The sequence below is a fragment of the Sulfitobacter faviae genome, assembly GCF_029870955.1.
In the GTDB taxonomy this organism is placed as follows: Bacteria; Pseudomonadota; Alphaproteobacteria; order Rhodobacterales; family Rhodobacteraceae; genus Sulfitobacter; species Sulfitobacter faviae.
This window is the reverse complement of record NZ_PGFQ01000001.1, coordinates 2,466,441-2,493,044: the sequence shown is the minus strand read 5'-3', so window position 1 is coordinate 2,493,044 and position 26,604 is coordinate 2,466,441. Positions and strand designations below refer to the sequence as shown.

The 26,604-nt window shown below is 63.6% G+C and carries 17 protein-coding genes and 5 pseudogenes; 11 read left to right on the top strand and 11 right to left on the bottom strand.

Going from position 1 to position 26,604, the window contains the following annotated elements; genetic code table 11:
* Positions 1-14: 14 nt before the first annotated feature.
* Positions 15-2,432 carry an ATP-dependent helicase gene (locus tag CUR85_RS12830; RefSeq protein ID WP_067262645.1) on the bottom strand — a complete coding sequence of 806 codons (2,418 nt, stop codon included), beginning with the start codon at positions 2,430-2,432 and terminating at the stop codon, positions 15-17.
* 194 nt (positions 2,433-2,626) lie between these two features.
* Between CUR85_RS12830 and CUR85_RS12825 the strand changes: the two genes are divergently transcribed.
* From CUR85_RS12825 to CUR85_RS12805, 5 genes and pseudogenes are all read left to right on the top strand, one after another.
* A complete protein-coding gene (locus CUR85_RS12825) occupies positions 2,627-3,400 on the top strand; it encodes a hypothetical protein (RefSeq protein WP_280322679.1) in 774 nt (257 codons plus the stop codon).
* 92 nt (positions 3,401-3,492) lie between these two features.
* Positions 3,493-4,640: pseudogene (locus CUR85_RS12820) on the top strand (alpha-hydroxy acid oxidase).
* Between the two features lie 101 nt (positions 4,641-4,741).
* A complete protein-coding gene (locus CUR85_RS12815) occupies positions 4,742-8,182 on the top strand; it encodes a pyruvate carboxylase (RefSeq protein WP_067262654.1) in 3,441 nt (1,146 codons plus the stop codon).
* 49 nt (positions 8,183-8,231) lie between these two features.
* Positions 8,232-8,606, top strand: coding sequence for a VOC family protein (locus CUR85_RS12810; protein WP_067262656.1), 375 nt, complete (start codon positions 8,232-8,234; stop codon positions 8,604-8,606).
* A gap of 79 nt (positions 8,607-8,685) precedes the next feature.
* Positions 8,686-9,168, top strand: a complete 483-nt coding sequence (locus CUR85_RS12805; RefSeq protein WP_067262658.1) for a DUF2244 domain-containing protein — start codon at positions 8,686-8,688, stop codon at positions 9,166-9,168.
* 68 nt (positions 9,169-9,236) lie between these two features.
* Here the strand turns inward: CUR85_RS12805 and CUR85_RS12800 are convergent, their stop codons facing one another.
* Positions 9,237-9,695, bottom strand: coding sequence for a GatB/YqeY domain-containing protein (locus tag CUR85_RS12800; protein ID WP_067262660.1), 459 nt, complete (start codon positions 9,693-9,695; stop codon positions 9,237-9,239).
* A 194-nt stretch (positions 9,696-9,889) separates the two neighbouring features.
* Here CUR85_RS12800 and carA point away from each other — a divergent pair, with 194 nt between their 5' ends.
* Positions 9,890-11,050 carry a glutamine-hydrolyzing carbamoyl-phosphate synthase small subunit gene (gene carA, locus CUR85_RS12795; protein WP_067262663.1) on the top strand — a complete coding sequence of 387 codons (1,161 nt, stop codon included), beginning with the start codon at positions 9,890-9,892 and terminating at the stop codon, positions 11,048-11,050.
* 93 nt (positions 11,051-11,143) lie between these two features.
* The gene (locus CUR85_RS12790) at positions 11,144-13,087 is read left to right on the top strand and encodes a glycosyltransferase (protein ID WP_067262666.1); all 1,944 of its coding nucleotides are present in this window, start codon (positions 11,144-11,146) and stop codon (positions 13,085-13,087) included.
* Here CUR85_RS12790 and CUR85_RS12785 read toward each other — a convergent pair.
* Positions 13,038-13,691, bottom strand: a complete 654-nt coding sequence (locus CUR85_RS12785; RefSeq protein WP_067262669.1) for a GntR family transcriptional regulator — start codon at positions 13,689-13,691, stop codon at positions 13,038-13,040. The two genes, CUR85_RS12790 and CUR85_RS12785, sit on opposite strands and share 50 nt — an antisense overlap.
* A gap of 101 nt (positions 13,692-13,792) precedes the next feature.
* Here CUR85_RS12785 and CUR85_RS12780 point away from each other — a divergent pair, with 101 nt between their 5' ends.
* Positions 13,793-14,440: a pyrimidine 5'-nucleotidase gene (locus CUR85_RS12780; RefSeq protein WP_067262695.1), complete on the top strand. Its 648-nt coding sequence runs from the start codon at positions 13,793-13,795 to the stop codon at positions 14,438-14,440.
* Complete coding sequence (locus CUR85_RS12775; RefSeq protein ID WP_067262672.1) at positions 14,440-15,639, top strand: UbiH/UbiF family hydroxylase; 1,200 nt, start codon at positions 14,440-14,442, stop codon at positions 15,637-15,639. Before CUR85_RS12780 ends, CUR85_RS12775 begins: the two co-directional genes overlap by 1 nt.
* An 18-nt stretch (positions 15,640-15,657) precedes the next feature.
* On the opposite strand, the pseudogene CUR85_RS12770 reads toward CUR85_RS12775, so the two are convergent.
* The 3 genes and pseudogenes from CUR85_RS12770 to CUR85_RS12760 form a co-directional block, all read right to left on the bottom strand.
* A pseudogene (locus CUR85_RS12770) lies at positions 15,658-16,780 on the bottom strand (aminotransferase class V-fold PLP-dependent enzyme).
* A gap of 62 nt (positions 16,781-16,842) precedes the next feature.
* Complete coding sequence (locus tag CUR85_RS12765) at positions 16,843-17,298, bottom strand: Lrp/AsnC family transcriptional regulator (protein ID WP_067262685.1); 456 nt, start codon at positions 17,296-17,298, stop codon at positions 16,843-16,845.
* Entirely contained in the window at positions 17,295-17,750 is a 456-nt protein-coding gene (locus CUR85_RS12760) for an Lrp/AsnC family transcriptional regulator (RefSeq protein ID WP_067262686.1), read from the bottom strand. The genes CUR85_RS12765 and CUR85_RS12760 overlap by 4 nt, the downstream gene beginning before the upstream one ends.
* A 134-nt stretch (positions 17,751-17,884) precedes the next feature.
* On the opposite strand from CUR85_RS12760, the gene ilvC reads away from it, so the two are divergent.
* Together ilvC and CUR85_RS12750 are read left to right on the top strand one after the other, a co-directional pair.
* Positions 17,885-18,907, top strand: coding sequence for a ketol-acid reductoisomerase (gene ilvC / locus CUR85_RS12755; protein ID WP_067262689.1), 1,023 nt, complete (start codon positions 17,885-17,887; stop codon positions 18,905-18,907).
* Positions 18,908-18,983: 76 nt separating this feature from the next.
* A pseudogene (locus CUR85_RS12750) lies at positions 18,984-19,901 on the top strand (DMT family transporter).
* A gap of 6 nt (positions 19,902-19,907) precedes the next feature.
* On the opposite strand, the gene glmM reads toward CUR85_RS12750, so the two are convergent.
* From glmM to CUR85_RS12725, 5 genes and pseudogenes are all read right to left on the bottom strand, one after another.
* Positions 19,908-21,254 (bottom strand): phosphoglucosamine mutase, encoded by a 1,347-nt coding sequence (gene glmM / locus CUR85_RS12745; RefSeq protein WP_067262694.1) that lies wholly within the window; start codon positions 21,252-21,254, stop codon positions 19,908-19,910.
* Positions 21,251-22,264, bottom strand: a complete 1,014-nt coding sequence (gene folP / locus CUR85_RS12740; protein ID WP_136720179.1) for a dihydropteroate synthase — start codon at positions 22,262-22,264, stop codon at positions 21,251-21,253. The genes glmM and folP overlap by 4 nt, the downstream gene beginning before the upstream one ends.
* Positions 22,264-23,188, bottom strand: a pseudogene (locus CUR85_RS12735) (dihydroneopterin aldolase). The gene folP and the pseudogene CUR85_RS12735 overlap by 1 nt, the downstream one beginning before the upstream one ends.
* Before the next feature lie 106 nt (positions 23,189-23,294).
* A complete protein-coding gene (locus tag CUR85_RS12730) occupies positions 23,295-23,936 on the bottom strand; it encodes a cell wall hydrolase (RefSeq protein WP_067262593.1) in 642 nt (213 codons plus the stop codon).
* A gap of 129 nt (positions 23,937-24,065) precedes the next feature.
* Positions 24,066-26,600 (bottom strand): annotated as a pseudogene (locus CUR85_RS12725) (putative PEP-binding protein).
* Between the last annotated feature and the right edge of the window lie 4 nt (positions 26,601-26,604).

The following is a 26,604-nucleotide window of genomic DNA, read 5'->3' as shown; positions in this document are numbered from 1 at the left end:
CCCAGGATACGCTTTTAGAAGGGCACGTCTTTCCCGCCGGTCAAGAAGCGCGAGACGACCTTTTTGGTCCCGGCCTTCTCAAAGGCGACTTCCATCTTGTCACCTTCGATGCCGATCACTTCACCATAGCCGAATTTATCGTGAAAAACGCGCTCACCCATCTTAAAAGCGGCGACCGCCTGCATGTCGATCGTGACATTGCGGCTTTCGCGCGGCTGGCTGGTGCCCCGCGCCCCGCTGCGTGATTGCAGGCGTTTCCAACCCGGTGAGTTATAGACATTCGCGCTTGCGGCACGGTCATGTAGGTCCGATTGCGGCATGGCCGCGCCAAAACCGCCGCCGTAAAGCCCCGGCGGGGTCAGCACATCCACGTGTTCTTCGGGCAGCTCATCAATGAAACGCGACGGCATCGCATTCTGCCATTGGCCAAAGACCCGGCGATTGGCGGCGAAAGAGATGGTACAAATCTGCTCCGCCCGGGTGATGCCGACATAGGCCAGCCGCCGCTCTTCTTCGAGCCCCTTCATCCCGCTTTCATCCATCGAACGCTGCGAGGGGAACAGCCCATCTTCCCAGCCTGGCAGGAAAACCATGGGGAATTCCAAACCCTTAGCCGCGTGCAGCGTCATGATCGAGACCTTCTCGCCATCGCCCTCCTGCTCATTATCCATGATCAGGCTGACATGTTCGAGGAAGCCTTGAAGGTTCTCGAAGCCTTCCAAGGCTTTGACCAGTTCCTTGAGGTTTTCCAGCCGCCCCGGCGCTTCGGGCGTTTTGTCATTCTGCCACATCCCGGTATAGCCGCTTTCGTCGAGAATCATCTCGGCCAGTTCGACATGGGACACGTCCGGTGGGCCGTAATCCACCCGCAGCGGCGCGACGCCATCATCCAGCACCGAGTCGTCTTCGCTGATCTCGATCCGCGGACCTTGCAACATCGACGACCAACGGTCGATCCCGTCGATCAAAAGCCGCAGTTGCGCCGCCCCTTTGCCGCTGATCCCGCCATGGGCGAGAAGAATTCGCGCACCTTCGACAAGGTTCACCCCATGATCCCGCGCCGTGCGTTGGATTTTCTGCTGCGCCTTCTCGCCCAAACCCCGCTTGGGCGTGTTCACAATCCGCTCGAAGGCGAGATCATCATCGGGGCTGGTGACCACGCGGAAATAGGCCATGGCGTCGCGGATTTCCAAACGCTCATAGAATCGCGGGCCGCCAATCACCTTATAAGGCAGGCCAATGGTCAGAAACCGGTCTTCAAAAGCGCGCATCTGGTGGCTCGCCCGGACGAGAATCGCCATATCGTCAAGCGAGAAGGGGTCGAGCCCTCTTGTGCCGCGCTGCGCGGATTCGATCTCATCCCCGATCCAACGGGCCTCTTCCTCGCCATCCCAATGGCCGATGAGGCGGACCTTTTCGCCCTCGGTCTCTTCGGTCCAGAGAGTCTTGCCCAAGCGCCCCTCATTTCCCGCGATCACGCCCGAGGCGGCGGCGAGGATATGCGGGGTCGAGCGGTAATTCTGCTCAAGCTTGACCACATGAGCGCCGGGGAAATCCGTTTCAAACCGCAGGATGTTGCCCACTTCAGCCCCGCGCCAGCCATAGATCGACTGATCATCGTCACCCACGCAGCAGATGTTCTTGTGCCCCTGTGCCAAGAGCCGCAGCCACAGGTATTGGGCCACGTTGGTATCCTGATATTCGTCAACGAGGATGTATTTGAACCAACGCTGATACTGCGCCAACACATCCGGGTGCGCCTGGAAAATCGTCACCATATGGAGCAGCAGATCGCCGAAATCGGTCGCATTCAATTCGATCAGACGGCGTTGATATTGCGCGTAAATTTCCGGCCCGCGGTGGTTGTATGCCCCGGCATCCGCACTCGGGATCTTGTCCGGGGTCAACGCGCGGTTTTTCCAGCCGTCGATGATCCCCGCCAGCATCCGCGCGGGCCAGCGCTTGTCGTCGATCCCTTCGGCGGCGACCAATTGTTTGAGCAGGCGCAGCTGGTCATCCGTATCGAGAATCGTGAAATTGCTTTTCAGCCCCACCAATTCCGCATGCCGCCGCAGCAGCTTGACGCAAATCGCGTGAAAGGTGCCGAGCCATGGCATCCCCTCAACCTGCTGGCCCAGCATCTGGCCTACGCGGGTTTTCATCTCCCGCGCGGCCTTGTTGGTGAAGGTGACCGCCAGAACCTCATGCGGGCGCGCGCGCCCGGTGTTGAGCAGATGCACGATTCGCGCCGTCAACGCCCGCGTTTTGCCTGTGCCCGCCCCGGCAAGCATCAGCACGGGGCCATCCAACGTCTCGACCGCGGCCCGTTGGGCGGGATTCAACCCCTCCAGATAAGGCTGCGGACGCGCGGCCATGGCGCGGGCGGACAGGGAGGCGCCCTCAAAGGCGTCCATTTCGTCAAAATCACTCATGCCCGCAATCTAGCGCGTCCGGGGTACGAGATAAAGAGACGTTCCTCAAATGTTCCTTCGAAAGATATTCAAGTCCCGATTTGGCGCCACTACGGACAAAACTGGGTGAATTTAAAATGCGGGGGAAATCTTTACCCGTTGATAATGCTTTGGCGGCAATGTGCTGACACAACGATAAACGAGAGGAACCGCTCATGTTCAGAAACGATGATACTTCGGTACTGCGCCGAGAGATTGACCGGTTCAAACTGCCGATGTTCATTGCGGAATTGAACGCTGACAGCGGGCATTTCGAGCTTTTGGCTCTTAACACCGCCCATGAGGTGCATAGCGGCATGGTGATGAGTGAGGTGATAAACCGCCCCCTACACAGTTTCATGCCCCATGAAGAGGCTGAGGCCGTCAATGAACGCTATGCGCGCTGCGTCTCGAACGCGGGGCAAATCCGCTATCGCGAGATGCTGCATATGCCGCGCGGGCCGCTGATTTGGGACACCACATTGCATCATGTGCAATCCTACCGCGGTCTTGACCGGGTGGTGGGCAGCGCCATCGTTGTGGAGCGGGTGCAGCGGGACAACCGCGATACCCTCGCTTTTGAAGATGTCCGCTATTTCGCGGCGACATCCTCGTTCAAACTTGAACAAATCTCGACGGTGCTGGATGCCGCCGAAAAGGGGCTGATCGATCCGGCGAAGCTTACCGGATCGGCGGGGATGCTGGCCGGGCTCTGCCGCGCCATCGACAGCACCATGCAAGAGCTACGCTCGATCGCGCAGGAACGGCTGGACGCCGAGGCCAATCCTACCGTTCACCTGATCGACATGGAAGGCACCGCCGCCAGCGAAGGCGACGAAATCGAAGCAGCCATCGCGGCGCTTGTGGATATGGCGGACAACCTACCCACACCGCCGGGCCGCAAGGTAAGCGAGGCCGCCCCCCTTGCCCGGTCCGTTTTTCGGCAGTAGCGCCTCGGCGCCCTACCCGGACGGAAGCACCCTCACCCCCGACGCAGCCGCACCATCTGGACAATCCGTAACCCTTTGGCGCAAATGCCGCCATGGACCTACATGCAACCTACCCCGCCCTTTCGGACCTTCGCAGCCGCGCGCAGTCGCGCCTGCCTAAATTCGTTTGGGAATACCTTGATTCCGCCACCGGGACGGAGGCCACCAAACACCGCAACCGCGCGGCCCTAGACCGCGTTGGGCTGATGCCCTCGGTGTTGCACGGCGAATTCACACCTGACCTCAGCGTCGATCTGATGGGGCGAAAACTCCCCCTGCCCTTCGGCATGTCCCCCTTGGGCATGTCCGGCCTGATCTGGCCCGATGCCGAAGCCCATCTTGCCCGCGCGGCGGATCGCGCCTGCATTCCTTTTGGCCTGTCCACCGTGGCCGCGACCTGCCCGGAAGATGTAGCGCCCCATCTGGGCGCGCATGGTTGGTTCCAGCTCTACCCCCGCGCGACCCGGAAATTCGGACCGATATGCTGGCGCGGGCCAAGGCTGCGGGTTTCACGACTTTGGTCCTGACCGTCGACGTGCCGGTCGCCTCGCGCCGTGAGCGGCAGACCCGTTCTGGCCTGACCAGCCCGCCCAAATTGACCCCAAGACTGATGGCGCAGGTCGCGATGCGCCCGGCTTGGGCAATGGGCATGGCCCGTCGGGGTCTGCCACATATGAAAATGCTCGACAAATACACCGAAGGCACGGCCACCGCGAACCTGCCGCCGACCGCGCATGTGGGCTATCTGCTGCGCACCGCGCCCGATTGGGACTATTTGCATTGGCTGCGCGATCACTGGGAAGGGCCGCTGGTGATCAAAGGCGTGCTGCGCCCCGAAGACGCCACAGAGATGGAAAAGGCCGGGGCCGATGCGATCTGGGTCTCGAACCACGCTGGCCGCCAGTTCGACGCGGCCCCCGCCAGCGCCGAGGCGCTGCCCGCCATTCGTGCCGCCACGAAACTGCCGGTGATCTTTGACAGCGGCGTGGAATCGGGCCTTGATATCCTGCGCGCCTTCGCGCTCGGCGCGGATTTCGTCATGCTGGGCCGGGCCTTCCACTTTGCCCTCGCCGCCCTTGGGCCGCGCGGGGTCGATCACCTGATCGATGTGCTTGCCCGCGACCTGACCGCCAATATGGGACAGCTGGGCGCGCGGAACCTGCGCGACCTCCCTCCCCCCTTTGATCTGTCGCCGCTCTGATCGGAAAGCTTGCAGAAATGTGACAAAGACGGCCACAGCCCTCTTGCGCTGCACCGCAGCATCCCTAAGCTGCCTTTAAAACCAGCAGGGGAGACCAGCCAGTGACCGATTTTAAAAAGATCCTGATCGCGAACCGTGGTGAGATCGCGATCCGCATCATGCGCGCCGCCAATGAGATGGGCAAGAAAACGGTCGCGGTCTACGCCGAAGAGGACAAGCTGGGCCTGCACCGTTTCAAAGCGGATGAGGCCTATCGCATCGGTGAAGGTCTCGGCCCCGTCGCCGCCTATCTCAGCATTGACGAGATGATCCGCGTGGCCAAGGCGGCGGGCGCCGATGCCATCCACCCGGGCTATGGCCTGCTGTCGGAAAACCCGGAATTCGTCGATGCCTGCGAGAAGAACGGCATCACCTTCATCGGCCCGCGGGCCGAAACGATGCGCGCCTTGGGGGACAAAGCCTCTGCCCGCCGCGTCGCGATGGCGGCGGGCGTGCCGGTCATCCCCGCCACCGAAGTGCTGGGCGAAGACATGGATGCGATCCGCGCCGAGGCGGCCGAGGTCGGCTATCCGCTGATGCTCAAAGCCTCTTGGGGCGGCGGCGGGCGCGGGATGCGGCCGATCATGTCCGAAAAGGAACTGGAAGAGAAAGTGCGCGAAGGGCGCCGCGAGGCCGAAGCCGCTTTTGGCAATGGCGAGGGCTATCTGGAGAAGATGATCCTGCGCGCCCGCCATGTCGAAGTGCAGATCCTCGGCGACAAACAGGGCGACATTTACCACCTTTACGAACGCGACTGCTCGGTCCAGCGCCGCAACCAAAAGGTCGTCGAACGCGCCCCCGCCCCCTATCTGAGCGAGGACCAACGCGCCGAGATCTGCGAATTGGGCCGCAAAATCTGCGCCCATGTGAACTATGAGTGCGCGGGCACCGTCGAATTCCTGATGGATATGGAAACCGGCAATTTCTACTTCATCGAGGTGAACCCCCGCGTACAGGTCGAACATACCGTCACCGAAGAAGTCACCGGCATCGACATCGTTCGCGCCCAGATCCTCATTGCCGAGGGCAAACCGCTGGCTGAGGCGACGGGCAAGGCACGGCAGGAGGACATCACCCTCACCGGTCACGCCCTACAAACCCGCGTCACCACCGAAGACCCGCAGAACAATTTCATCCCCGACTATGGCCGTATCACCGCCTACCGCTCGGCCACCGGCATGGGCATCCGGCTCGATGGCGGCACGGCCTATGCGGGCGGGGTCATCACGCGCTATTACGACAGCCTGCTGACCAAGGTCACCGCCAAGGCGCCGACGCCCGAGATGGCCATCGCCCGGATGGACCGCGCCCTGCGCGAATTCCGGGTGCGCGGGGTCAGCACCAACATCGCCTTCGTCGAGAACCTGCTAAAACATCCAACGTTTCTGAGCAACGAATACACCACCAAATTCATCGACGAGACGCCCGAGCTGTTTCAGTTCGAGCAACGCCGCGACCGCGCGACCAAGGTGCTGACCTATATCGCCGACATCACCGTCAACGGCCATCCAGAGACCAAGGGCCATGCCCTGCCCGCCGCCCATGTCCGCGACCCCAAGCCGCCCGTGCTGCGCGGCGAGCCGCAGATGGGCACGCGTAACCTATTAGAACAAAAGGGCCCCGAGGCGGTGGCCGAGTGGATGGGCCAACAGCGTCAACTGCTCATCACCGACACCACCATGCGCGATGCGCATCAGTCGCTCTTGGCCACGCGGATGCGCAGCCTCGATATGATCAAGGTGGCCCCCGCCTATGCCGCCAATCTGCCGCAGCTCTTCTCGGTCGAATGCTGGGGCGGGGCGACCTTCGATGTGGCCTATCGCTTCTTGCAGGAATGCCCGTGGCAACGCCTGCGCGACCTGCGCGCGGCCCTGCCCAATGTGATGACCCAAATGCTGCTGCGCGCCTCCAACGGGGTGGGCTATACCAATTACCCCGACAACGTGGTGCAGAAATTCGTGGCCACGGCGGCCAATACCGGCGTCGATGTGTTCCGCGTGTTCGACAGTCTCAACTGGGTTGAGAACATGCGCGTGGCGATGGATGCGGTCGTAGAATCCGGCAAGATTTGCGAGGGCACGATCTGCTACACGGGCGACATCTTTGACCCGGACCGGGCGAAATACGACCTTCAGTATTACGTCAACATGGGCAAGGATCTGAAAGCCGCCGGCGCGCATGTGCTGGGGCTGAAAGACATGGCAGGCCTGTTGAAACCCGCTCAGGCCCGCGCGCTGGTCAAAGCGTTGAAATCCGAGGTTGGCCTGCCGATCCATTTCCACACCCATGACACGGCGGGCAGTGCCACGGCCACCATCCTCGCCGCCTCTGAGGCGGGCGTCGATGCGGTCGACTGCGCGATGGATGCGCTTTCGGGCAACACGTCTCAGGCGACGCTCGGCACCGTGGTTTCGGCCCTGCAACATACCGACCGCGACACCGGGATTGACATGAAAGCCGTGCGCGAAATCTCTGATTACTGGGAAGAAGTGCGTGGCCATTACGCGGCCTTTGAGACCGGCATGCAGGCGCCCTCCTCCGAGGTTTACCTGCACGAAATGCCCGGCGGGCAGTTCACGAACCTCAAGGCGCAGGCCGCCTCTATGGGGCTGGAAGACCGCTGGCCCGAGGTGGCGCGCACCTATGCGGACGTGAACCAAATGTTCGGCGATATCGTGAAGGTCACGCCTTCGTCCAAAGTGGTGGGCGACATGGCGTTGATGATGGTCTCCCAAGGGCTGACCCGGGCGCAGGTCGAAGACCCGAATGTCGATGTCTCCTTCCCCGACAGCGTGATCGACATGATGCGCGGCAACCTCGGCCAGCCGCCGAATGGCTTCCCGGCGGGCATCGTCAAGAAGGTGCTGAAAGGCGAGACGCCGAACACCGAACGCCCCGGCAAACATCTGGCGCCCGTCGATCTAGAGGCCGTGCGCAAAGAGCTTTCCGAGCAGTTGGACGGCATGCAGATCGACGACGAAGACCTCTGCGGCTATCTGATGTATCCCAAGGTGTTCCTCGACTACATGGGCCGCCACCGCGTCTATGGCCCGGTGCGCACCCTGCCCACGCATACCTTCTTCTACGGCATGGAGCCGGGGGCGGAGATCTCAGCCGAGATCGACCCCGGCAAAACCTTGGAAATCCGCCTTCAGGCCGAATCTGAGGCCGGTGAGGATGGCGAGGTGAAGGTCTTCTTTGAACTCAACGGCCAGCCGCGGGTGATCCGCGTGGCGAACCGGTTGGTCAAGGATGCCACCGTGCAGCGCCCCAAGGCCGAGGCGGGCAATCCCGACCACATCGGCGCGCCGATGCCGGGGGTCGTGGCCTCCGTTGGGGTGAAGGCGGGCCAGCAGGTCAAAGCGGGCGACCTGATCCTGACCATCGAAGCGATGAAGATGGAGACCGGCCTTCACGCGGAGCGCGACGCGGTGGTAAAGGCCGTGCATGTGCAGGCCGGTGGCCAGATCGATGCGAAAGACCTGCTCGTCGAGTTAGAGTAAATCACCTCCGGGCGCGGCCCCTTGCCGCGCCCCCACAAGGAGCGAGCCGATGCACCTCTCTGCGATAACCCTGATCGTCCCCGACTATGACGCCGGCATCGCCTTTTACTGCGGCGTCATGGGGTTCGAACTGACTGAGGACGTCGAGCAAGGCCGCAAACGCTGGGTCCGGGTCACCCCGCCGGGCGCTGAGACGGGGTTCGTTCTGGCCCGCGCGGACGGAGAGGCGCAGCGCGCCGCCATCGGCAATCAGGGCGCGGGCCGTGTTTGGCTGTTCTTGAAGGTCGAGGATTTCGCGGCGGAGTTTGACCGCCTGACCGCTGCGGGCGTGACCTTCGAAGAAGAACCGCGTCATGAGCCCTATGGCAAAGTGGCCGTTTTTGGCGATCCTTTCGGAAACCGCTGGGATTTGCTGGGCGATTGACCCCTCCCGCGGCTCCGCGCCGCATTGCCATTGCCCGGCCCACCGCTATCTTGGCTTTTGACTGAGCCTGAGCGATCCCATGCCCTACGAATGGACCACCCCGCCCCGCGCCAATCCGCAGCAGATGCGCCTTTGGCCGCATCAATCCCTGCCTGCGCGCGGTTTTGCGGCCTTTATGCTGGCCACATTTACGCTGGCTATGATTCCGCTTTTCGCCATGCTCGGCACCGCCCTGCTCTGGGGGCTGCTGCCCTTCGTGCTTCTGGCCTTGGGGGCGGTCTATTGGGCCTTGCAACACAATCACCGCGCCCGCCAGATCGAAGAGGTGCTGACCCTCGACGACACCACGGCGCGGCTGGTGCACACCACCGCCAAGGGCGAGGTCAAGGATTGGGACTGTAACCGCTATTGGACCCAAGTGAAGAAATACGACGATGACGGCCCCGTGCCGCATTACGTCACCCTACGCGGCGAAGGCCGCGAGGTTGAGATCGGTGCCTTCCTCAGCGAAGAAGAGCGCATCGCGCTCTACGACGATCTGGCACGGCATCTGCGGAACTGAACAGGGCCAGACACCGAAAAGGGCCAGACCTTGCGGCCCAGCCCTCTGGTTTTTAACTCAACCGCGGCTCAGCTCAGGCGGTCTTTGATAACCGGGCCCACCGCGCCAAAATCCATCTGGCCGGTATACCGCTCTTTCAACAGCCCCATGACCTTGCCCATATCGCGGATCGAAGTCGCGCCCACATCGGCCACGGCCTTATCCACGGCGGCGGCGGTTTCGGTGACGCTGAGCTGCCTTGGCAGGAATTCTTCGATCACCTCGACCTCTTCGCGCTCGCGCTCCGCAAGGTCCAGCCGTCCGCCCTCTTCATAGGCGCGCGCCGATTCCTGACGCTGTTTGGCCATTTTGCTGAGGATGCCCAGCACCTCGGCATCCGACACGCCCTCATCCTTGCCGTTGGCCCGGGCGGCGATGTCCTTGTCCTTGATCGCGGCATTGATCAGCCGCAGCGTCGAAAGCCGGTCCGCCGCCTTGTCTTTCATGGCCTGTTTCAAAGCATCCGAGATGCGCATCCGCAATGACATGGTGGTTTCCTGTGTTTCGCTAAATCCAAGGGTCGCAGCTTAGCGGCTCTCTCGCTGCGGAGCAATGGGGGGCGACCATAGGTAAACCCCTGTTCTGAAACGATATCTCATTTCTCTCCGCCTATTGACCCCGCGCCCGCGCGGGATTAGGTTGCCACCCGTTTACCCGCCCCTTTCTGCCCGGAGACTGCCCCATGTCCGCGCCCGCTCGCCCACGCCCAACCGCCTGCCTTGCCCTTGCGGATGGATCGATTTTCTACGGCATGGGGTTTGGCGCGACCGGCCAGACCGTGGCGGAGTTGTGTTTCAACACCGCGATGACCGGCTACCAAGAGATCATGACCGACCCGTCCTATGCGGGCCAGATCGTGACCTTCACCTTCCCGCATATCGGCAATGTCGGCACCAACCCCGAAGATGATGAGACCGGCGATCCGGTCGCTGCGGGCATGGTCGTCAAATGGATGCCCACCACGCCCAGCAGCTGGCGCAACATTCAGCCGCTGTCGGATTGGCTGGCGTCGCGCGGGCGCATCGCCATCGGCGGTGTCGACACCCGCCGCTTGACCCGCGCAATCCGCCAGCAAGGTGCGCCGCACGCCGCCCTCGCCCATGACCCGGATGGCAACTTCGACATCGAAGCGCTGGTCGCCGCCGCGCGCGATTTTGCCGGGCTCGAAGGGATGGATCTGGCCAAGGACGTGACCTGCGCCCAGACCTATCGCTGGAATGAGATGCGGTGGGCATGGCCCGACGGCTACGCGCCCCAGACCGAAGCCAAGCACAAGGTCGTCGCCGTAGACTATGGCGCGAAACGCAACATCCTGCGCTGCCTCGCCTCTGCGGGCTGCGATGTCACCGTTCTGCCCGCCACCGCGACCTATGAGGACATCATGGCCCATGAGCCCGATGGCGTCTTCCTCTCCAACGGTCCGGGCGATCCGGCGGCGACGGGCGCCTATGCCGTGCCGATGATCCGCGAGGTTCTGGACAAAACCGATCTGCCGGTCTTTGGCATTTGCCTTGGCCACCAGATGCTTGCGCTGGCGCTTGGCGCAACCACCGTTAAGATGAGCCACGGCCACCACGGCGCCAACCACCCGGTCAAGGATTACGACACCGGCAAGGTCGAGATCACCTCGATGAACCACGGTTTCGCCGTCGACGGGCAGTCCCTGCCCGAGGGCGTGCGCGAGACGCATGTCTCGCTCTTTGACGGGTCGAACTGCGGCATCCGCGTCGATGGCCGCCCGATCTGGTCCGTCCAGCACCACCCCGAAGCCAGCCCCGGCCCGCAAGACAGCTACTACCTGTTCGAACGCTTCAGCGAAGCGATGGCCGAGCGCAGCGCGTAAAATTTTCTACATGCACTGATTGCACAGGCGACTTTTAACTCTCGATTAACGGTCGCCTGCCAGTCTCATTCCGGAACCTCGACGGGGCACGGAATGAGCAACCTTCGCCTGAAACTCTCAGCGCCGCGGATGGCCACCGCGCCCGCCCGCCGGATGCGGTTGGGCCAACATTTGATCGCCGCAGGGGTCATCGGCCCGCGCGATCTGCTGCACGGGCTGGACCTACAGCGCCGCATCGACGCCCCCTTGGGCGAAGTTCTGGCCACCGAAGGCTTGGTCGCCCCCGATGACATCGTCAAAGCCCTTGCCCGGCAGTATGGCGCCCAACCTGTCGACTTGACCCGCAGCCCCTGCGATCAACGGCTTGCGGCTCGGATACCCGCGCATTTATGCCTGCAATTCGAGGCCGTGCCATGGCTGGAATTGGGGGACCGGCTTTTCGTGGCCAGCGGTCGCCCCGCGGAGTTTCCTCACCTTTGCAAGGCTTTGGGGGAGCGGGGGAAAACTTTGGTGTTGGTCGTCGCCGACCCCCGGGAGGTGCGAACCCAGATCGGCAGGCTCTATGCGGCGGAACTCGCGGAACATGCCGTTACCCGCGTCGCGGATGCCGAAAGCTGTCGGAACTGGGGGGTGCGCAGCTGGCAGCGACGGTTTGCGCTGCGAGCTGTTTTGCTGTCGCTCTTTGCGCTACTGATGTTCTTCCCCTCCGCCGTTCTTACCCTCGCTCTCCTCTGCGGCGCGCTGACGCTGCTGCTGACCAGCGGGCTCAAGGCTGCGGCCCTTTGGGCCTCTCTCACCTGGCCCAAGCCCCCTCGGTCGCCGCCGAATGCCGCAGAGATTAAGGGATTTCGCCTGCCCCGTGTCTCGGTCATCGTGCCCTTGCTGCATGAGGAAGAGATCGCGCAGGCGCTGATCGCGCGGCTTTCGCGGCTCACCTACCCCAAATCGCTGCTGGAGGTGGTTCTGGTCCTCGAAGCGAGCGATAAGCTCACCCGTGAGACCATCGCACGCACTTCCTTGCCGCCATGGATCAGCGTGATCGAAGTGCCCGATGCCGGGGCGCTCAAGACCAAACCCCGCGCCCTGAACTACGCACTCGATTTCTGCCGCGGCAGCATCATCGGCGTTTGGGATGCCGAGGATGCGCCGGAGCCGGACCAGATCGAACAGATCGTCACCCGCTTTCACAACGCCCCCGAAAATACAGCTTGTTTGCAGGGGGTTCTGGATTTCTACAACAGCCGCGGCAATTGGATGGCCCGCTGTTTTTCGATCGAATATGCGACATGGTGGCGGGTGATCCTACCGGGCGTGGCCCGGCTGGGGCTGGTCGTCCCGCTGGGCGGCACCACGCTGTTTTTCCGGCGCGACATCCTTGAACGGCTCGGCGCTTGGGACGCCCACAACGTGACCGAGGATGCCGATCTGGGTCTCCGGCTGGCGCGGCGCGGCTATGTGACCGAACTGATGCGCACCACCACTTATGAAGAGGCGAATTGCCGCCCTTGGCCTTGGGTGCGGCAACGATCCCGTTGGCTGAAGGGATATCTCATCACTTGGGCGGTCCATATGCAAAGCCCACGCGCCCTGCTGAAAGACCTCGGCCCCCTGCGGTTCATCGGCGTGCAGGCGATATTTCTCGCCACGGTCTCGCAATTCGCCCTCGCGCCCCTTATCTGGTCTCTGTGGCTGAGTTTTTTCGGGCTGTATCACCCGGTCACGGACTGGCTTGCGCCACCCGTCCTGACGGCGATCTTCGCGCTGTTCATTCTGTCGGAAATGCTGAACTTCTGCGCCGCCACCATCGCGGTCTCAAACCGGGGTCAACGGCATCTGCTGCCTTGGGTCATCACCTGCCCGCTCTACTTCGCATTAGGCGCCTTGGCCGCCGCCAAAGCGCTGTTTGAGCTCTATCGCAGCCCACATTTCTGGGACAAAACCGCCCATGGCCACACTCTGCCGCGCTATGTAAAACCCCGCAACAGGCTCAAAAATCATCCTCGCGCCGGGCAGCTTCCTGCTTCAACCGGGTCATGAAGGCGACGGAGATATGCGTGCGCAGCGCCTCATCCGCGCCATCCTCATCGCGGGCTTCGATCATCTGCACGATGCGGTTATGTTCGGCCTGCGCAATCTCCCCGCGCCCCTCAACCGCGAGGGATGAGGTCGCCATCAGGGCCATGGAGCGATGCACGAGGTCAAGCTGCTGGACCAAATAGCGGTTGTGCGACGCCAGATGGATCTGCTTGTGAAACCGTTTGTTGGCCCGTGCCAGCGCGTTGGGATTGCCCGCCAGCGCGTTGTCGGCATCCACCATCTCGCGCAGCACGCGCACCTCCTCGGCGGTGGCATGGCGCGCGGCCAGACGCGCGGCCAACCCCTCCAGCTCGCCCCGGACGACGTAAAGCTCGGCCATCTGGTTGTGATCCAGCGAGGCCACGATCAGGCTACGCCCATCGCGCATGAGCAGAGACTGCGTCTCAAGCCGTTGTAATGCCTCACGGATCGGCGTTCGTGAGACGCCAAAACGCTCGGCCAATTCGCTCTCCACCAAGCGGTCACCGGGGCGATAGGTGCCAATGTCGATGGCCTCCAGAATCATCGAATAGGCGTCGGTCGGGCCGGTTTTGGGGTCGGGCATCAGCTATCAGTCCTTGAAAGTTGCGCCACCTTACTCACCGCGACCATTTGCGCAACCCGGCAGGGCTTGCGCGGCTGCGCGTCTCGGCCTACCTCTGCGCCATGCCGCGCGATGCTTTTTCTCATGTCACCACCTGGGTCTTCGACCTTGACCAGACGCTCTATCCGCCCGAGGCGCGGCTTTTCGACCTGATCGAAGCGCGTATGGTCGATTGGGTGATGCGCGCGATCAAGGTCGACCGGGCCGAAGCCAACCACCTGCGCCAGCATTATTGGCAGACCTATGGCACCACGCTGGCCGGCTTGATGCGCGAACACGGTGTCGACCCCGGCCCCTACCTGACTGAGGTGCATGACATTCCGATGGATCGGCTCACCCCCGACCCGCTGCTCGCTCAGGCCATTCGCGTGCTGCCGGGGCGACGGATCGTCTACACCAACGGCTGTGCGCCCTACGCCGAACGGGTGCTTGAGGCCTGCGGCCTTTCGGGGCTTTTCGACGCGGTCTATGGTGTCGAACACGCCGATTTTCTGCCCAAGCCCGAAGCCGCCGCTTATGACAAGGTCTTTGGCATCGACGGGTTCCAGACCGCCTCTGCCGCCATGTTTGAGGATGATCCGCGCAACCTCGCCGCGCCCCACGCTCTGGGGATGCGCACGGTGCATGTGGCCCCGGAACGTGGCGAAGGCGATCACATCCACTACCATACGCAAGACCTTTGCGAATTTTTAACACGGGTGGCGGGCTGATGACCTTCGATTGCGATATCCTGATTTCCGGCGGCGGCATCGCCGGGCTGACCGCGGCGGCGGCCTTTGGCGCGGCCGGCTTCGATGTGATCTGCGTCGACCCCACCCCGCCGGTCACCGATGGCGCCGCCAAGGGGGCCGACATGCGCTCCACCGCGCTGCTGCAACCGGCGCGGCGCCTGCTGGAGGACGCCGGTCTTTGGGACCGTCTTGCCCCCCATGCCGCCGCCCTGCAAATCATGCGGATCGTCGATGCGGGCGGCGAAGACCCGACGCCGCGGGTGACCCGCGAGTTCGACGCCGCCGATATCTCTGACGCACCCTTCGGCTGGAACTTTCCCAATTGGCTGCTGCGGCGCGAAATCCTGACCCGGCTGAACGAGTTGCCCCAGGTCGATTTCCGCCCCGGCACCGGCACCACCACGCTTTTCACCCGCCAAAGCGAAGCGCGTGTCGGGCTGAGCGATGGCAGCCGGATCAGAACCCGGCTCGTGATCGCCGCCGACGGGCGCAACAGCCCGATGCGCGAGGCTGCGGGGATCGAGGTCACCACCCGCCGCTACGGGCAAAAGGCGCTAGCCTTCTGCGTGACCCACCCGATCCCGCATGAGAATGTCTCGACCGAGGTACACCGTTCGGGCGGGCCCTTCACCCTCGTGCCCCTGCCAGATCGCGACGGCATGCCCTGTTCCGCCGTGGTCTGGATGGACGATGGGCCCGCAACCCAAGCCCGCGCCACGCTTGACCCCGCTGCTTTCGAGGCCGAGGCGACCGCGCGGTCGGCCAATCTCTTCGGCCCGCTCACCCTCGCCAGCCCCCGCGCCCTCTGGCCGATCATCAGCCAAGAGGCCAAACGGCTTTCTGCCGAACGGCTGGCTCTCGTGGCGGAAGCCGCCCATGTGCTGCCCCCCATTGGCGCGCAGGGGTTGAACATGTCGCTGACCGATATGGCGACCCTGCTGGAACTCGCCCGCGCCGCGCCAGAACGCCTCGGCGATGCCGAGATGCTTGAGGCCTATCACAAGGCCCGCCACCCCGATATCGCGCTCAGGGTCCGAGGCATCGACCTGTTGAACCGCGCCAGCCAAGCCAGCAGCCCGCTTGCCCGGGACGCGCGCGCGGCGGGGCTCAACGCGCTCTACGCCCTGCCCCCGGTGCGCAAGATGCTGATGCAAATGGGGCTGGGCCTGCGCCGCTGAACCGCGGCGCAGAAGGTCTTACAGAACCTCGTCCAACACCGCCGTCAGCCGCGCCACGGTCGCGTCGACATCATAGAGCTTGTCCAGCCCGAACAGCCCCAGACGGAAGGTGCGGAAATCATCGGGCTCCCCCACCTGCAACGGCACACCGGCGGCGATCTGCATGCCATGGGCGGCGAAAGCTTTGCCGTTTTGCACATCGGGATCAGCAGTATAGCACACGACCACCCCCGGCGCGGCGAACCCCTCTGCGGCGACTGAGGTTACACCGCGGTCGGCCAAGGCCTGACGCACCGCCTCGCCCAAACGCCACTGCGCCTCTTTCAGCCGGTCGAACCCATAGTCCCGCGTCTCTTTCACCGTATCGCGGAACACGCGCAGCGCGTCCGTCGGCATGGTCGCGTGATAGGCATGGCCGCCCGCCTCATAGGCCTTCATGATGTCGCGCCATTTGCGCAGATCGATAGCAAAACTGTCCGAAGTGGTCTCAGTCAGCCGCGCCTCGGCCCGCGCCGACATCATCACCAAACCGGCCGAGGGCGAGGCACTCCACCCCTTCTGCGGGCCGAGATCAGCACATCGACCCCAAGCGCCTTCATATCCACCCAGACACAGCCCGAGGCGATGCAATCAAGCACCATCAGCGCGCCCACCTCATGGGCCGCCCTGGCCATTTCCTTGATATAGTCATCCGGCAGGATCATGCCCGAGCTTGTCTCCACATGCGGCGCGAACACCACCTGCGGCTTCTGCGCGCGGATCGCGGCGGTGACCTCGTCAATCGGGGCGGGCGCAAAGGGCGCGGGGCTGGCGTTGCCCTGCATCCGTGCCTTCATCACCTCGGCGCTATTGGTCAGATCGGCACTTTCGATGATCTGGCTCCAGCGGTAAGAGAACCAGCCGTTGCGCACCACCAGCACATCCTGCCCCGTGCGAACTGCCGCGCCACGGCCTCCATCGCATAGGTGCCGCCACCGGGCACCAGCGCCACGGCATCGGCGTTATACACCTCACCCAGCCAGGTCGAGAGGTCGCGCATGACCTGCTGAAACTCCGCCGACATGTGGTTGAGCGACCGGTCGGTAAAGACCACGCTGAATTCATCAAGCCCCGAAGGGTCTACCGTGTCGAGCAATGCCATTGTTCTTCCTCCATCATTCGAAGCAAAGGCATATGGCCCGCCACGGCAAAAGGCAAATGCGGCTAAAGCGGCCCCGGCAGGCGCTCTTCGCTCAACAGCACATTGGCCTCCACCTCCCCCGCGCCGGGCAAGGTCATGATCCGCCGCCTGAGCACACGCTCGAAGTCCGGCAAATCCCGCGCCACGACCCGCAGACGATAGTCGAACAACCCCAAAACATGCTCCACCGTCTGCACCTCGGGAATGGCCGAAACCGCCCGCTCGAAATCCTCCAAACTGACCCGCCCGCGCGTGGCCAGCTTGATCCCCAGAAACACCGTAACGCCAAAGCCCAAAGCCTCGGCATTCAAGCGCAACCGCCGCCCGGCAATCGCGCCGCCCTCCTCCAGCCGTTTGATCCGCCGCCATGTCGCAGGCTGCGACAGACCCAAGCGGCGCCCCAAGGCACTGGCACTTTGATTGGCGTCCCGCGCCAGCGCCCGCAGCAAAGCGCGGTCAATGTCATCAAGCTCGATCACAGCGGCAGCCCCTCCTGCGTCTTGATCCGCGCCACATGCATCAGCGCCTCGATCTCAGCGATATGCGGCAGGGTCAGGATGCGACTGCGGTAAATCTGCTGATAATGCCCCATGTCCCGCGCAATGATCGACAGCCGCAGATCAACCCGCCCCAAAAAGGTCTGCAACTCGATCACCTCAGGCACCTGCCGCGCCTCGGCCATGAAGACATCAAAAGCATTGGCCTGCGTCTTATCCAAGGTCACCCGCAAGGACACTTCCAAAGCATAGCCAAGCGCCGCCCAATCGATCACCACCCCGCTGCCCTGCACGATCACCTGATCTTGCAGCCGCGCAATCCGCCGCGCCGCTTTGCCGGAGGTGATATTGCAGCGCTCCGCCAATTCCCCGGGGCTGAGACTCGGCTCCGCCTGCCAATAGCGCAGAATACGGCGATCCAGATCATCAAGCATGATTTTTCCGTTTTAGAGCGATACCACGAATAACTATCTTCATCCTTTCACAAATACCTCTGCGATGACAATGGCCACTAAGCACAACTTCGCTATGGTGAGACCCAGAACGAGACAAACCAAAGGACAAGATCATGCGCGTTTACTACGACCGCGACTGCGACGTGAACCTCATCAAGGACAAGAAGGTGGCGATCCTCGGCTACGGCTCCCAAGGCCACGCCCATGCGCTGAACCTGCGCGACTCGGGTGCCAAAAACCTTGTCGTCGCTCTGCGCGGAGGCTCCGCTTCCGCCGCCAAGGCCGAGGGCGAAGGCCTCAAGGTCATGGGCATCGCCGAAGCCGCCGCTTGGGCCGACCTGATCATGTTCACCATGCCCGATGAACTTCAGGCCGAAACTTACAAGAAATACGTGCATGACAACATCCGCGAGGGTGCCGCCATCGCCTTCGCCCACGGTCTGAACGTCCACTTCGGCCTGATCGAGCCGAAAGAAGGCGTCGACGTGATCATGATGGCCCCCAAAGGCCCCGGCCACACCGTGCGCGGCGAATACACCAAAGGCGGCGGCGTGCCCTGCCTTGTGGCTGTGGACAAAGACGCCTCAGGCAAAGCGCTGGAAATCGGCCTCTCCTATTGCTCCGCCATCGGCGGTGGCCGCTCCGGCATCATCGAGACCAACTTCCGCGAGGAATGCGAAACCGACCTCTTCGGCGAGCAGGCCGTGCTCTGCGGTGGTCTGGTCGAACTGATCCGCATGGGCTTTGAGACACTGGTCGAGGCGGGCTACGCCCCCGAGATGGCCTATTTCGAATGTCTGCACGAGGTGAAGCTGATCGTCGACCTGATCTACGAAGGCGGCATCGCCAACATGAACTACTCGATCTCGAACACCGCGGAATACGGCGAATATGTCTCCGGGCCTCGCATCCTGCCTTACGACGAGACCAAGAAGCGCATGAAAGATGTGCTGACTGACATCCAGAACGGCAAATTCGTGCGTGACTTCATGCAGGAAAACGCCGTGGGCCAGCCTTCGTTCAAAGCGACCCGTCGCATCAATGACGAGCACCGCATCGAACAGGTCGGCGAAAAGCTGCGCGAGATGATGCCGTGGATTTCCGCAGGCAAGATGGTGGACAAGGCCAAGAACTGAGCCAAATCTCCCCAAAGATAAGACGACATCGACCCTGGCCTCGCGCCGGGGTCTTTGCCTTTACGCCGGAGCCCCGATGAACACCACGCCCCAAATCACGCTGACAAGCTGGCTGCTGATCGCCCTTTTGGGGTTTGTCTGGGGGGCACCTTCCTCTTTACCGAAGTGGCGCTCACCGGGATCACGCCTTTCTGGCTCGCCGCCTCACGGATCGGGTTGGCGGCGGTGGTGATGCTGGCGCTCTGGGCCCTGCGGGGGTTCGCGCTTTTCACCGCACGCCCCTCTGCCTCCGACATCCTCGTGCTGGTGACCATCGGCATCATCAGCTCGGCCCTGCCCTTTTCGCTGCTCGCATGGGGCAGCAATATGTGACCTCGGGCTTTGCCGGGGTGACCATGGCTTCCGTGGCACTGATCGTCCTACCCATGGCCCATTTCCTGTTGCCGGGGGAGCGCATGACCCCGCGCAAGGTCGGCGGCTTTGTCATCGGTTTTATCGGCGTCGTCGTGTTGATCGGCGGGCAGGCGTTTGAAAGCACCGGCGCTGCGATGGAAACGGCGGGGCGGATGGCCTGCGTCGCCGCGGCCTCTTGCTATGCGGTCAGCTCGATCCTCATGCGGCGGCTGCCTTCTGTGGATCCAATTGGGCTGGGGACGGTGCTGATGCTGATCGGTGCCGTGGTCATGTTGCCCGCAGCCTTCCTCAGCGAGGGCCGCCGCCCCTGCCCGCGCCCAAGATACTGGCCGTGCTGGCCTTTCTCGGCCTCATCCCCACCGCGGGCGCGGCGTTTTTGCGGGTCTATGTGGTGCGCACCGCGGGGCCGGTCTTCATGTCACTGGTGAACTACCAAGTGCCGGTCTGGTCGGTCCTGCTGGGCGCGCTGGTCCTGTCAGAGCCGCTGCCGATGTCGCTGCTTTACGCGATGGCGCTGATCCTTGCGGGGGTCGGGCTCAGCCAATACGGCGCGCTGAAACGGTTGTTCCAGCGCGGGTAGAACAGCTTAGCTGCCCACCGCCGTATTCACCGCCTCGACCACGCTGTCGACGGCACGCTCCATCAGTGCCGCGTCCTCATGTTCGGCCATGACGCGCACCAAGGGTTCCGTGCCCGATTTTCGGATCAACAGCCGCCCGCCCTGCGCCAGATCGGCTTCGGCCTGCGCGATGGCGGCTTTGACCTGCGCGTCTTCCAGCGGGGTCTGCCCGGCAGAGAAGCGCACGTTTTTCAGCAGCTGCGGCACCGGGTCGAATTGGTAGAGCAGTTCTGAGGCAGGCTTGCCCGAGCGGACCATCTCGGCCAGAAACTGCATCCCAGCCATCAACCCGTCGCCCGTGGTCGCGTAGTCGGTCATCACGATATGGCCCGACTGCTCCCCCCCGAGGTTGAAGCCCCCTTCGCGCATCCGCTCCACCACATAGCGGTCGCCGACGCCGGTCCGCTCCAGCCGCACGCCGCGGTCGTTCAGGAAACGCTCCAGCCCCAGATTGCTCATCACCGTGGCGACGAGCGCCTTGCCCGCAAGACGCTCCTCTTCGGCCCAACGCGCGGCCATCAGCGCCATGAACTGATCGCCGTCGCCGATGCGGCCATTCTGATCGATCAGGATCACCCGGTCGGCGTCGCCATCAAGGCAGATGCCCACATCGGCACCATTGGCCACCACGGCCTCCGCCGCCGATTGCGGCTGGGTGGAACCGCAGCCATCGTTGATGTTGAACCCGTTCGGGTCCACGCCCACGGGGATCACATTCGCGCCCAATTCCCACAGCGCCATCGGCGCCACGTGATAGGCCGCGCCATGGGCGCAGTCGATCACCACCTTCAACCCATCAAGACGCATCTGCCGCGGGAAAGAGGATTTGACCCGTTCGATATAGCGAAAGCGGCTGTCGTCGATGCGCTTGGCCCGGCCAATCTGATCCGGCGCCGATGGCTCGACCCCTTCGGCGACCAGCGCTTCGATTTCCTGCTCGACCTGATCGGAGAGTTTGAACCCATCCGGGCCGAAGAACTTGATGCCATTGTCGCTGGCCGGGTTGTGACTGGCCGAGATCATTACCCCCAGATCGGCCCGCATGGAGCGCGTCAAAAGCCCCACCGCCGGTGTCGGCACCGGCCCCAGCAACAACACGTTCATGCCGGTGCTGGTGAGGCCCGCGGTCAGCGCGTTCTCGAACATATAGCCTGACAGGCGCGTGTCTTTGCCGATGACCACACGGTGCACGCCGCGTTTCTCACGCCGGAAATAGCGCCCGACGGCGGCACCGATGCGCAGCGCCATGTCGGCGGTCATGGGGTAAATATTGGCGGTGCCGCGCACGCCGTCTGTACCAAAGAGCTTTGTCATATCTCTTTACCTGCCAGTGCCGAACGATAAAGTAAAATGGATTGAATGGTTTGCGCCACATCGTGGACACGCAAGACTTGGACCCCGTGGTTCAGCGCCGCCAGGGCCACCGCGATGGAGCCGGGCGCGCGATCTTCCCCCGCCGCGCCGCCGCCGATCGTGCCGATGAAACGTTTGCGCGACGCGCCGAGCAAGATCGGCACCCCGAGGCTGTGGAACAGGCTCAGCCGCGCGAGCAGCGCAAGGTTGTGCTCCAGCGTCTTGCCAAAGCCGATGCCCGGATCGGCGATGATATTTGCGCGCGGGATGCCCTGTGCCTCAAGCGCCGCGATGCGTTCGGCCAGATAGTCATAGACGTCGAGCAGCACGTCATCATAGCGCGGGTCGCGTTGCATCGTGGCCGGGTCGCCTTGGGCATGCATCACACAGACCGGCAGCCCCCGCGCCGCGCAGAAGGGCGCAAGCGCCGGGTCGAAGGTCAGCCCTGCCACGTCATTGACCAGATCCGCCCCCGCCGCCACGGCGGCTTCGGCCACGGCAGCCTTGCGGGTGTCGATGCTGATCGCCCCCTCCCCGGCCGCCCGCAGCCCTTCGATCACCGGCCGAACACGCGCGATTTCTTCGTCCTCCGGCACGGTCTCCGCTCCGGGGCGTGTGGATTCCCCGCCAATGTCGAGCATATCGACCCCCGCCGCCCGCATCGCCGCCCCCGCCGCAACCGCGACCTTCGGGTCGGCATGGCGGCCCCCGTCTGAGAAACTGTCAGGCGTGGCATTGAGGATGCCCATCACGCGGGGGCGGTCGAAACTCAACCCCGCAATGGCCGGGCGCGGCGCGGTCAATGCATCTCGCGCGGCGGAGGGGAGCGCATCTGCCGGGATCACGCGCGGCGTCTGCCCGCGCGACAGGACTTCAACATGGGTGAACCAGCCCCAACCGCCCGCGAGGGTCAGCGCAGCTTCGGGCCGCGCGGGGCCGATTTGAACCAAGGGGCGGTGGTAGTCGGTCATCACAGGATCTCCGCGCGGTCGACGTCAAGTAGGCGTAGCGGCAGTTTCGCGCCCTCGGGCCGCTCCGCGCCAATCAGCACCAATTCGCAGGCCGATGAACTCTCGGCGAACCAAGCGGCCAAAGCGGGTGCTGCGCTTGGCGGGGCGGCGGGGCCGTCCACTGCGTCGAGCACGATCCGCGCAGGCGCCCAGATGCTGATCTGGCCGTTCTTCATGGCCCAGTCCAACTCCGTCCGGCTGCCGACCACCGCGCAGCGCGGATCACGGGCCAAAAGCATCCAAGCGTTCTGTTCGATTGCCAAGAGGTCGATGTGGCGCTGCGCCTTTTCATCTTCGGCCTGTGGCGCGGGATGTCGGAAGGTCCGACGCAAAGGATCACCGGCTCCGCCGCCGCTTCAAATTGATCCAGCCATCCCGGCAAACGCGTCGAGGCAATCGCCGCATTGGAAAGGTAAACCACGCGCGGCTGCGGGGTCTTTTGGTCCGCGTCCTGCGCTGCCGCCTCCTCCCGCGCGCGGACGATCTCGACCCCAAGGGCACCGGGGCCCCGGTCGAGCTTTTCGATCCGCACGAAGACCCGCATCGCTTGCGGCTCGATCAGGATACGGTCGGCGACCCGTTCGGCCAGCGTTTCCAAAAGGTTGAGCCGTTCGGCGGCAAGCTCGGCGGCGATGGCTTCGGTCACGCGGTCGTAAGACAGGATACGGTCGACATCGTCGTCCACCACACCCGTCAGGGGGCCACCTCGACCACCACGTTAAAGCAGACCCGCTGGGTCACGTCCCGCTCGGCCTGAAAGGCACCGATCTCAACCTCGACGATGTGATCGCGCAGTGAGATACGATCACGCGGCTCGGGGCCGGCCATCGTCTCTGCCCGCTCGGAAGGGTGGGCAAAGGCAAGTCGAATTTCGTCGTCGGACATCGGCAGCGCCTATCGGATCAGGGTAATGGCCCCACCGGGGGCGCTTCGATGCACATTTAGCAGGCCCACCGGCGGCAGGCCAGCACCCGAAGGCACATCCCGCCCCTCAGTTCGAGGCGGTCTTCCATGTGTGGCGATAGAAGAGGTGCTGCCCGATCCGCGCGGTCTTGGTATAGACCCGCGCCCAATTGGGGTTCACGGCAGTGGTGTGATAGTGGGTCGCGCCATTGGTCAGCTTCGGCGCGCTGCCGTCGATGATCGCACGCGCGACTTTCGAGACACGGGCAAAAGCGCGCGGCTCATTGATGACCTCTTTGTGGCCGTCGCAGGTGTAGGTGAACTGGCACTGATACTTGCGCCCGGTCCCTTGGTTGATCACGCCGCAAAGCGTGCCGGGGAAACGGGCGGATTTCACGCGGTTCATGATCACTTCGGCCACGGCGAACTGGCCTTTGACCGTCTCGCCACGTGCCTCGAAATAGAGCGCTTCGGCAAGGCACTGCAACTCAGCGTTGCCTTCGGCCTTGGGCTGGCTGTCGATCCAAGCCGTGGAGAATTTCACATCTGTCTCGCTGGCCGACACGGGCTGTGCGACCATCTCCTGAAGCCGCGCCGCACCGGCGGACTTCAGACCTTGAATTTCAATCTGCGCAAGATCGCTCGCACTTTCAGAGCTGGCCTGAACCGCCAGCGGGCTGCTGCACAGCGCCATGGAAAGAGCAAAAGAGATCGACCGGATAAAACGCATTATGCGCCTCGCATCATTGTTAGGGCTGCGGGGCGGATAGCCAAAAGGTTCCCGGCGGTAAACCCAACCAGACGTTATGTGCAGAAACTCGCCGAATTATGGTATAAATTGGGCTGGAGCCCGCCGCCCCTACCCGATCTTGTGGGCAATGGCGAGTTGGGCGGCGGCCAGACGTGCAACTGGCACGCGAAATGGCGAGCAGGAAACATAATCGAACCCCGATTCGCGGCAAAAGGCGATGGATTCGGGGTTGCCGCCATGCTCCCCACAGATGGAAAGGGTGATTCCGGGCTGCGCCTTGCGCCCTCTTTCCGCCCCGAGTTGCAGCAATTCGCCGACCCCATCGGTGTCAAGCACATGGAAGGGATCCTCTGGATAGACCCCCTGCTGGACGTAGTTCGACATGAAGCGGCCCGCATCATCGCGCGAGAGTCCGTAGGTCATCTGCGTCAGGTCGTTGGTCCCGAAGCTGAGGAAGGCGCAATGCGGCGCGATATCATCGGCGCGCAGACAGGCGCGCGGGGTCTCCACCATGACGCCAAGGCGGTAGGTAAAGCTCGCGTCACGCTCGCTGCGCACGGCGGCGGCCACGGCATCGACGCTGGCCTTAACCAGTTCCACCTCGCGGCGAGCGCTGACCAGCGGGATCATGATCTCGGGCACCACCGGCTCGCCATCGCGGCTGGCCTCAATGGTCGCTTCAAAGATCGCACGGGCCTGCATTTCGTAGATCTCGGGCACCGTGACCCCGAGCCGCACGCCGCGCAGGCCCAGCATCGGGTTATACTCCGTCATCGCCGCCACGCGGCGCGTCACGTCGGACATTTGCAGGCCAAGCGCCTCGGCCAATTCGCGCTGCCCGGCTTTGTCGGAGGGCAAGAACTCATGCAGCGGCGGGTCGAACAAGCGGATGCAGACCGGCTGGCCCTGCATGATGCGGAAAAGCTGGGTGAAATCCTCGCGCTGCATGGGCAGCAGACGTTCGAGCACGGCGCGGCGGTCCTCGCCGCTTTCGGCAAAGATCATCTCGCGCATCACGGTGAGGCGGCCCGGCTCGAAGAACATATGCTCGGTCCGGCACAGGCCGATGCCATGGGCGTTGAAGTTGCGCGCGGTCTGGGCATCGGTCGGCGTGTCGGCATTGGCGCGAATGCCAATATCAGCCACGTCCTCGGCCCAGCCCATCAGCCGGTTGAAGGTATCGTCGAGCGCGGCCTCCTGCATCTTGGCCGCCCCCGCCAGCACCTGCCCGGTGGAGCCATCGACGGTAACTTGGTCGCCTTCGACAAAGACCCGCCCGTCGGGGGCGATGATCTGCCGTTGGGTCACCACAAAGCGCATGTTCGAAGCGCCGACCACGCAAGGCAGCCCCATGCCGCGCCCGATCACCGCCGCATGGCTGGTGATGCCGCCGCGTTCGGTCAGCACGGCGGCGGCGGCATGCATGCCGCGAATATCCTCGGGCGAGGTCTCACGCCGGACGAGGATGCAAGGCTCCCCGCGTGCAGCACTTGCCTGCGCGTCGCTGGCGGAAAAGACGATCCGCCCCGTGGCCGCCCGGGGCTGGCGGCGATGCCGCGCCCGATCACGTCACGCTTGGCGCTTGGGTCGACTTGGCGGTGCAGCAGTTCCGACAGCGTGCGCGGCTGTACCCGCATCAGCGCTTCCTCGCGGCTGATGATCCCCTCATCGGCCAGCGCCACGGCGATGCGCACGGCAGCCCGAGAAGAACGCGCGACCTTCACACCGTCCAAGATATGCAGCTTGCCCTGATCGATCACAAACTCGACCTGCATCTCGGCCCGCAGCCTCTTGCGCATCAGCGCCGCGTGATCCTTCAACTCCGCAAAAGCTTCGGGCACCAATTCTTCGAGCGATTGCCCGCGCGGATCACGGGTGAGATACATCGCCGCCGCATCGCCTTCGAGCGCATCGCGCCCTTGGCTCTGGCTCAGATAGCGCCCGGTGATCTGCGGCAGGCCGGTGTCGCTATCGACCAGTTGCAACACGCCCGAGCCGCATTGCCCCTGCCCCACGCCAAAGGCCATTTCCTGCACCACCAGCCCCAGCCCCGCATCCGCAGGCGCGCCCTTGGCCTGCCGCAGCAGCCGCGCCGAGGTGCCGTTCCACGCCCGCGCCATGGAGCGCAGCACCGCCGCCAATTGCGTCGCCGGGTCTTGGGGGAAACGCTCTTCGGTCTCGGCCTCATAGGCGCGCAGGGATTCCATCAGCGCCGCGCGGCCATCGCCGTTCACATCGTCGAACATATCCGGGTCGAGACGGGCCACATTGACCGCGTAGGACTGCACGAAACGCGAATAAAGCGCCGCCGCTGGCCCTTCGCCAATGGTGCCGGCGTAGCTTTCAAAGAGCGCGTCATTGATCCCGATGTTCAGCACCGCCCCGGCCCGCCCCAATCGGGGTCTTGGCTGGAGGGCCGCACGCAAAGCAGCGCACCCTTCGGGAACTGATCGACCACCGCCTGCACGTCGGGCATCTGCCCCGCGCGATCTGCTGCACCGCGTCAAAGGACAGCGCGATGGTGCGCGGCACCGGCAGGTCGAGCCGCACGAGACGTTGCAAACATTTGGCCCGCCCGCCGTGGGTGGTATTGGCAATCGGCGCGGTGGGGGTCACCAGCGTGGTATGGGGGTCGTTCTGCACTGCG